At 76.1% G+C, this 6,080-nt stretch carries 5 protein-coding genes; 3 read left to right on the top strand and 2 right to left on the bottom strand.

Annotation, left to right across the window (positions count from 1 at the left end; all coding sequences use genetic code 11):
* Nucleotides 1-88 precede the first annotated feature (88 nt).
* The 3 genes from JZ5iCDA_RS14675 to JZ5iCDA_RS14665 all read left to right on the top strand — a co-directional run bounded on the left by JZ5iCDA_RS14675 (nucleotide 89) and on the right by JZ5iCDA_RS14665 (nucleotide 4,315).
* Nucleotides 89-1,093 carry an ABC transporter substrate-binding protein gene (locus JZ5iCDA_RS14675; RefSeq protein WP_069387827.1) on the top strand — a complete coding sequence of 335 codons (1,005 nt, stop codon included), beginning with the start codon at nucleotides 89-91 and terminating at the stop codon, nucleotides 1,091-1,093.
* Nucleotides 1,094-1,133: 40 nt separating this feature from the next.
* Nucleotides 1,134-3,227, top strand: a complete 2,094-nt coding sequence (locus JZ5iCDA_RS14670) for an iron ABC transporter permease (RefSeq protein WP_069387826.1) — start codon at nucleotides 1,134-1,136, stop codon at nucleotides 3,225-3,227.
* Nucleotides 3,228-3,331: 104 nt separating this feature from the next.
* Nucleotides 3,332-4,315, top strand: coding sequence for a siderophore-interacting protein (locus tag JZ5iCDA_RS14665; RefSeq protein ID WP_083260047.1), 984 nt, complete (start codon nucleotides 3,332-3,334; stop codon nucleotides 4,313-4,315).
* Between the two features lie 18 nt (nucleotides 4,316-4,333).
* On the opposite strand, the gene JZ5iCDA_RS14660 is transcribed toward JZ5iCDA_RS14665, so the two are convergent.
* Nucleotides 4,334-4,915, bottom strand: a complete 582-nt coding sequence (locus JZ5iCDA_RS14660; protein ID WP_069387825.1) for a YbaK/EbsC family protein — start codon at nucleotides 4,913-4,915, stop codon at nucleotides 4,334-4,336.
* A gap of 98 nt (nucleotides 4,916-5,013) precedes the next feature.
* Entirely contained in the window at nucleotides 5,014-5,574 is a 561-nt protein-coding gene (locus JZ5iCDA_RS14655; protein ID WP_069387824.1) for a YbhB/YbcL family Raf kinase inhibitor-like protein, read from the bottom strand.
* Between the last annotated feature and the right edge of the window lie 506 nt (nucleotides 5,575-6,080).

Raw genomic sequence — 6,080 nt, 5'->3', positions numbered from 1 at the left:
GCCCGCACGGCGGGCACCGCAACGCCCGGCGGCGGCGCGCCCGCGCCGCGCCGTGCCGGCGTGCGGCCTCACGAGAAGAAGGACACCGATGCGCTCCACCCGATCCCGCTCGCTCGCCGCGGGCGCCCTCGCCCTCGCCACGACGCTCGCGCTCGCCGCGTGCGGCACCACGGAGGACCCGGCCGGCGAGTCCGACGGCCGCGACACCGCCGAGACGGCGGCGACGGCCGGTCCCGTGACGTACACCGACGAGCGGGGCGAGCACACGCTCGACGCCCCCGCGACGGACGTCGTCTCGCTCGAGTGGGGCCTGACGGAGAACCTCGTCGCGCTCGGCGTCGAGCCCGTCGGCCAGGCCGACGTCGAGGGCTACAACACGTGGAACACGGTGGCCCCGATCGACGAGGGCACGCCGGACGTCGGCACGCGCGGCGAGCCGAGCCTCGACGCGATCTCCGCGCTCGAGCCGGACCTCGTCGTGACGACGACCGACCTGCCGGACAACGTCATCGGCCAGATCGAGGAGATCGCCCCGGTGCTGACGCTCCGCGGCTCCGACGGCGAGGACCCGCTCGGCCACATGCGCTCGACCGTCGAGACGCTCGCCGAGGTCACGGGCACGCAGGAGCAGGCCGAGGTGGCGCTCGAGGAGTTCGACACGACGGTCGCCGACGCGACGGCCGCGATCGACGAGGCCGGGCTCGCCGGTGCCGAGTTCACGATGGCCGACGGCTGGCTCGCGAACGGCACCGTCTCGGTCCGCATGTACACGCCCGGCTCCTACTTCGGCGCGCTCGGCGAGGAGATCGGCCTCGTGAACGCCTGGACCGAGGGCGGCGACCCCGACTACGGCCTCGCGCAGACCGACGTCGAGGGGCTCACCCAGCTCGGCGACGTCCAGTTCGTCTACGCGGCGAACGAGGCCGACGGCGACCCGTTCGCCGACGGGCTCGCGGGCAACGCGGTGTGGGAGCAGCTGCCGTTCGTCACGGCGGGCGACGTGCACCGCATCCCCGACGGCATCTGGATGTTCGGCGGCCCGCTCTCGGGCGCGGCGTACGTCGACGCGCTCGTCGACGCCCTCACGGCCTGACGCGCGACCAGCGCCCGAGCGAGAAGGCACGACCGCAGCGATGACGACGACGACCCGAGAACCCCTGACCGCGCCGGCGCCCGCCGCCGCGCGCGCGTCACGGCTCGGCATCACGGCGGCGTTCGTCGCGGCCGGCCTCCTGGCGCTGCTGCTCGCCGCGGTGCACCTGACCCAGGGCACCGCGGCGGTCGGCCCGCTCGACCTCCTGCGCCTCGCCACCGGCGGCGGCGCCGACGAGACGGTGGCCGTGCTCGTCGCGTCGCGCGTGCCGCGGCTGCTCGCCGGCCTGCTCGTCGGCGTCGCGCTCGGCGTCGCGGGGTCGGTCCTGCAGTCCGTCGCGCGCAACCCGCTCGCGTCGCCGGACACGCTGGCGGTCAACGCCGGCGCGTACGTCACGGTCGTCGCCGTGGCGGCGTTCGGGCTGACCGTCCCGTTCTACCTCCAGGGCGCCCTCGCGTTCCTCGGCGGCCTCGTCGCCGCGGGGCTCGTGCTCGTCCTCGCGCGCGGCGGCGCCGACGGCCCGACGCGTCTCGTCCTCGCGGGCTCGGCGATCATGCTCGCCCTGCACGCGCTGACCATGGTCCTGCTCGTGCTGTTCGAGCAGGAGACGCTCGGCCTGTTCGCGTGGGGGAGCGGCTCGATCGTGCAGTCGGGCACGCGGACCGTGACGCTCGCGACGCCCGTGGTCGTCGTGGGCGTGCTCGCCGCGCTCGTGCTCGCGCGCCGCCTCGACCTGCTCGGCCTCGGGGACGACGCCGCGAGCGTCCTCGGCGTGGACGTGCGCCGCACGCGCGTCGTGTCGGTGCTCGTCGCCGTGCTGCTCGCCGCGATCGCCGTGACCGTCGCCGGGCCCGTCGGGTTCGTGGGCCTCGCGGCGCCCGTGCTCGCGCGGCTCGTCGCCCGCAAGGTGCCCGGCCTCGGCCGGCACGTCCTGCTGCTGCCGTTCGCGGCGGTCGTCGGCGTCGTCGTGGTGCTCGGCGCGGACGTCCTGCTGCGCCTCGTCCTGCCCGGCACGACGTCCATCGCCGTGCCCACGGGCATCGTCACCTCGGTCCTCGGCGCGAGCCTGCTCGTGTGGCTCGCGCGCCGCCTGCGCGACGCCGGCCCGGGCGCCCGCGCTGCGCGCGCCCTGGGGCGGGTGCGCTCGCGCACGACCGTCCTCGTCGTCGTCGGCGTGCTCGCCGTGCTGGTCGTCGCGGCGACCGTGGCCGGCCTGCTCCTGGGCGACCGGCTCGTGCTCCTCGGCGACGTCGCGAACTGGTGGAGCGGTGTGTCGGGCCGCCAGGTCACGTTCGTCCTCGACCAGCGCCTGCCGCGCGTGCTCGCCGCCCTGCTCGCGGGCGCGGCGCTCGCGCTCGCCGGCACGGTCGTGCAGGCCGTGTGCCGCAACCCGCTCGCCGAGCCCGGCCTGCTCGGCGTGACGTCCGGGGCAGGGCTGGGCGCGGTCACCATGATCCTGCTCGTGCCCGGCGTCGGGATCTGGCCGATGTCGGCGGCCGCCGCCGTCGGGGCGTTCGCGGTCTTCGGGCTCGTGTACGGGCTGTCGTACCGCCGCGGGCTCAGCTCGGACCGGCTCGTGCTCATCGGCATCGGGGCGCAGGCCGGCGTCACGGCGCTCATCACGCTCGTCGTCGTCGTGGTCGCGCCCTGGGACGTCAACCTCGCGCTCACATGGCTGTCCGGCTCGACGTACGGGCGCTCGCTCGCCCAGGTGGTGCCCGTCGCGATCCTGCTCGTCGTCGTCACGCCGCTCGTGGCGGCGCTGCGCCGCGACCTCGACGTCCTCGCGCTCGACGAGGACACCCCGCGCGTGCTCGGCGTCCCGCTCGACCGCACGCGCCTGCTGCTGCTGTCGGCGGCCGCGCTGCTCACCGCGGCGGCCGTGTGCGCCGTGGGGGTCATGGCGTTCGTCGGCCTCGTGGCCCCGCACGCCGCCCGGGCCCTCGTCGGGGCGCGGCACGGACGCGTCGTGCCCGTCGCGATGCTGCTCGGCGCGCTGCTCGTGTCCGTGGCCGACACGCTCGGACGCACGATCATCGCCCCCGACCAGATCCCGGCCGGCCTCGGGACGGCGCTGCTCGGCGCCCCGTACTTCGTGTACCTGCTGTGGCGCAGCCGCGGGCGGGGCGCGTGACCGGCCGCGCGACCGTCGCAGTGACGGGGATCACCGCCGCCGGGGAGATCCGGGAGGCCGAGCGGGTTGACCCGACCCCTGCGGGGCAGGTTAGCCTCACCTGTGTGAGCCAGACCGTCGCCGCCCCTCGGACCGCCCGCCGCGCACCCGCGCGTCCCGCCGCCCGGGCGACCCGGCCCTGGTGCTTCTTCGACGTCGAGGTGGTGCGCGTCGAGCAGATCACGCCGAGCTACCGCCGCTTCACGTTCACCGGACCCGAGCTCGAGCACTTCGCGGACCCCGGCCTGGACGTCCGGATCAAGTTCGTCCTCCCCGCGCCGGACGGCGGCTACGAGCACCTCGTGCGCGACGCCGACGAGTGGTACGCCGCGTGGCGCGCCCAGCCGGAGGAGCGGCGCAACCCGCTGCGCACGTACACGACGGTCGCGGTGCGTCCCGAGGTGCGCGAGGTCGACGTCGACGTCGTCCTGCACGGCGACGGCGGTCCCGCCTCGCGGTGGGCCCTGGCCGCCGAGCCCGGCACCCCGCTCGTGATCCTGGGCCCCGACGCCCGGTGCGACGGGCCCGTCGGCGGCATCGAGTTCCGCCCGCCGGCGCGCGAGCACGCGCTGCTGCTCGCGGGCGACGAGACCGCGCTGCCCGCGATCGCCGCGATCTGCGAGGACCTGCCCGGGACCGCGTGGGGCGAGGTGTACGTCGAGGTCCCGCACGCCGCGGACGCGCGCGAGCTCGCCACCCCGCCCGGCGTCCAGGTGACGTGGCTGGGCCGCGACGGCGCCGGTCACGGCACGCTGCTCGTGCCCGCGGTCAAGGACGCGGCCGAGCGCATGCTGAACGCTGGCGTCCTCGGCGCGGACCCGCCCACGCAGTGCGCGACGGCCGAGGAGCTCGAGGACGTCGACGTCGACGCGTCGATCCTGTGGGAGGTGCCCGGCCTGCTCGAGGAGGACACCGTCCTGTACGCGTGGCTCGCGGGCGAGGCGAGCTGCATCAAGACGCTGCGCCGTCATCTCGTCGCCGAGCTCGGCGTCGACCGCCGCGCCGTCGCCTTCATGGGCTACTGGCGCGAGGGCCGCGCCGAGAGCTGATCCCGGCCGCGTCGGGTCTCAGCCGACCGGCACGGCGAGGTCGTCGACCACCTCGACGCCCGGCAGGCGCGCGAGGAGCGAGCCCGGCAGGAGCAGCTTCGAACGGCGCACGCCGCTGCCGACGAGCGCCGGCTCGCCGTCCTGCACGACGCGCGCGTCGACGAGGACGCGCCAGGCGGCGGGCAGCCCCACCGGGGTGATGCCGCCGTACTCCATGCCGGACTCGGCCGTCGCGCGCTCGGTCGGCAGGAACGACGCCTTGCGCACGTCGAGCAGCTTCCGGACGCGGGTGTTGACGTCCGCGCGCGTGTGCGCGCGCACCACCGCGGCGGCGATGCGCTCGTCCCCGGCACGCGTGCCGCCGACGACGACGCAGTTCGCCGACGCCTCCACCGGCAGGGAGAAGGCCTCGTTGAGCGTGGCGGTGTCGGCGAGGTCCGGGTCGATCTCCGTGACGGCCACGCCCGCGGCGACGTCGGGGTCCGCGTCAGCCCAGCGGCGCAGCGCGTCGGCCGTCACCGGGGCGACGAGGTCGAGGTGGTCGAGCGCGGGCTCCCACCGCAGCGAGCCGAGCGTGGGCAGGGTCGTCGAGCCGTCCATGGGTCCTTCCGCGGGGTGCGACGTCGGGGACGTGCCGACTGTACTCGCCGGTCGTCCGTCCCCGTCGGCGCGCGGGGGTGGTCACGACGCCTGGTGCGTCAGGACGCCTGGTACGTCACGGTGAGGGTCGCGCGTGCGAGCGTGCGGAACAGCGCGTTGAACGCGACCGCCGTCGGGGTGGCGTCCGGTCCGAGCCCGGCCGCGTCGGCGAGCGAGTCGACGTCGAGCGCGTGGACGGCGAAGACGTAGCGGTGCGGGCGGTCGCCGGGCGGCGGGGCGGCGCCCGTGTACCCCGGCCCGCCGCCGTCGTTGCGGACGTGGAACGCGCCCTCGGGCAGCCCTGACCCGTCGGGGGCGCCGGCGCCGGTCGGCAGCTCCGTCACCGAGGCGGGGACGTCGGCCACCGTCCAGTGCCAGAAGCCCGCGGGCGTGGGCGCGTCGGGGTCGAAGCAGCTCACGACGAACGAGCGCGTGCCCTCGGGGAATCCGGACCAGACGAGCGCGGGGGACGTGTTCCCGCCGGAGGCGACGTGCGCGTCCGGCATCGTCTCCCCGTCGGTCACGTCGGTGCTCTCGAGCGTGAAGAGCGGCACCTGCGGCAGGAGGGAGTAGGGGTCGGGGGCAGGGGGACGGGAGTCGAGCTGCACGTGGATGGGCATGGCCCCATGGTGCGGGCCGGTCCGGGCGTCCGCATCCGCGCCTCCGGCCCGTGCACCCGCCGGTGGCCGGGCGGGTCTCCGGTGGAGGTCGAGGGTCTTGAGGGGTCGACCCTCGAGCGCTGGTCGAGGGTTTCGTGGGGTGCGAGCGGGACGGATCGGGCGAACCGGCACGGCCGGCCCGAGCGGAGTTGACACGCTCCGAGAGGTGGCCGAACACTGGAGATGTTCGAACAGGCGTTCGAACACGACGCGGCCACGGGCAGGGCGCGCGTCGTGGGCACGAGCACCACCTGGAGGCGAGCATGAGCGTCCTCGCCGACCCGGCCGAGCGGTCCGACCGCGCGGCCAGGGCACGCGCCGCGCTGCTCCGGGCGGAGGAGACGACGTGTACCGCGCCGCGGAGGAGCTCGGCATCGACCTGTCGCGTCGTCCGAACGCCGCCGCGAGCGTCGACGAGATCTGATCTCGGGCCGGCGGGGGCGGTGCCCCGGTCCACGACCGCGCAC

Source organism: Cellulosimicrobium cellulans, from assembly GCF_001722485.1.
Taxonomy (GTDB): Bacteria; Actinomycetota; Actinomycetes; order Actinomycetales; family Cellulomonadaceae; genus Cellulosimicrobium; species Cellulosimicrobium cellulans_A.
This window is presented reverse-complemented; position numbering and strand designations above follow the sequence as displayed.

Bases quoted from the DNA above. Each gene is read 5' to 3' on its own strand.
- JZ5iCDA_RS14660 (WP_069387825.1), bottom strand. From the start codon at position 4,915: ATGGACGGCTCGACGACCCTGCCCACGCTCGGCTCGCTGCGGTGGGAG.
- JZ5iCDA_RS14670 (WP_069387826.1), top strand. From the start codon at position 1,134: ATGACGACGACGACCCGAGAACCCCTGACCGCGCCGGCGCCCGCCGCC.
- JZ5iCDA_RS14675 (WP_069387827.1), top strand. From the start codon at position 89: ATGCGCTCCACCCGATCCCGCTCGCTCGCCGCGGGCGCCCTCGCCCTC.
- JZ5iCDA_RS14655 (WP_069387824.1), bottom strand. From the start codon at position 5,574: ATGCCCATCCACGTGCAGCTCGACTCCCGTCCCCCTGCCCCCGACCCC.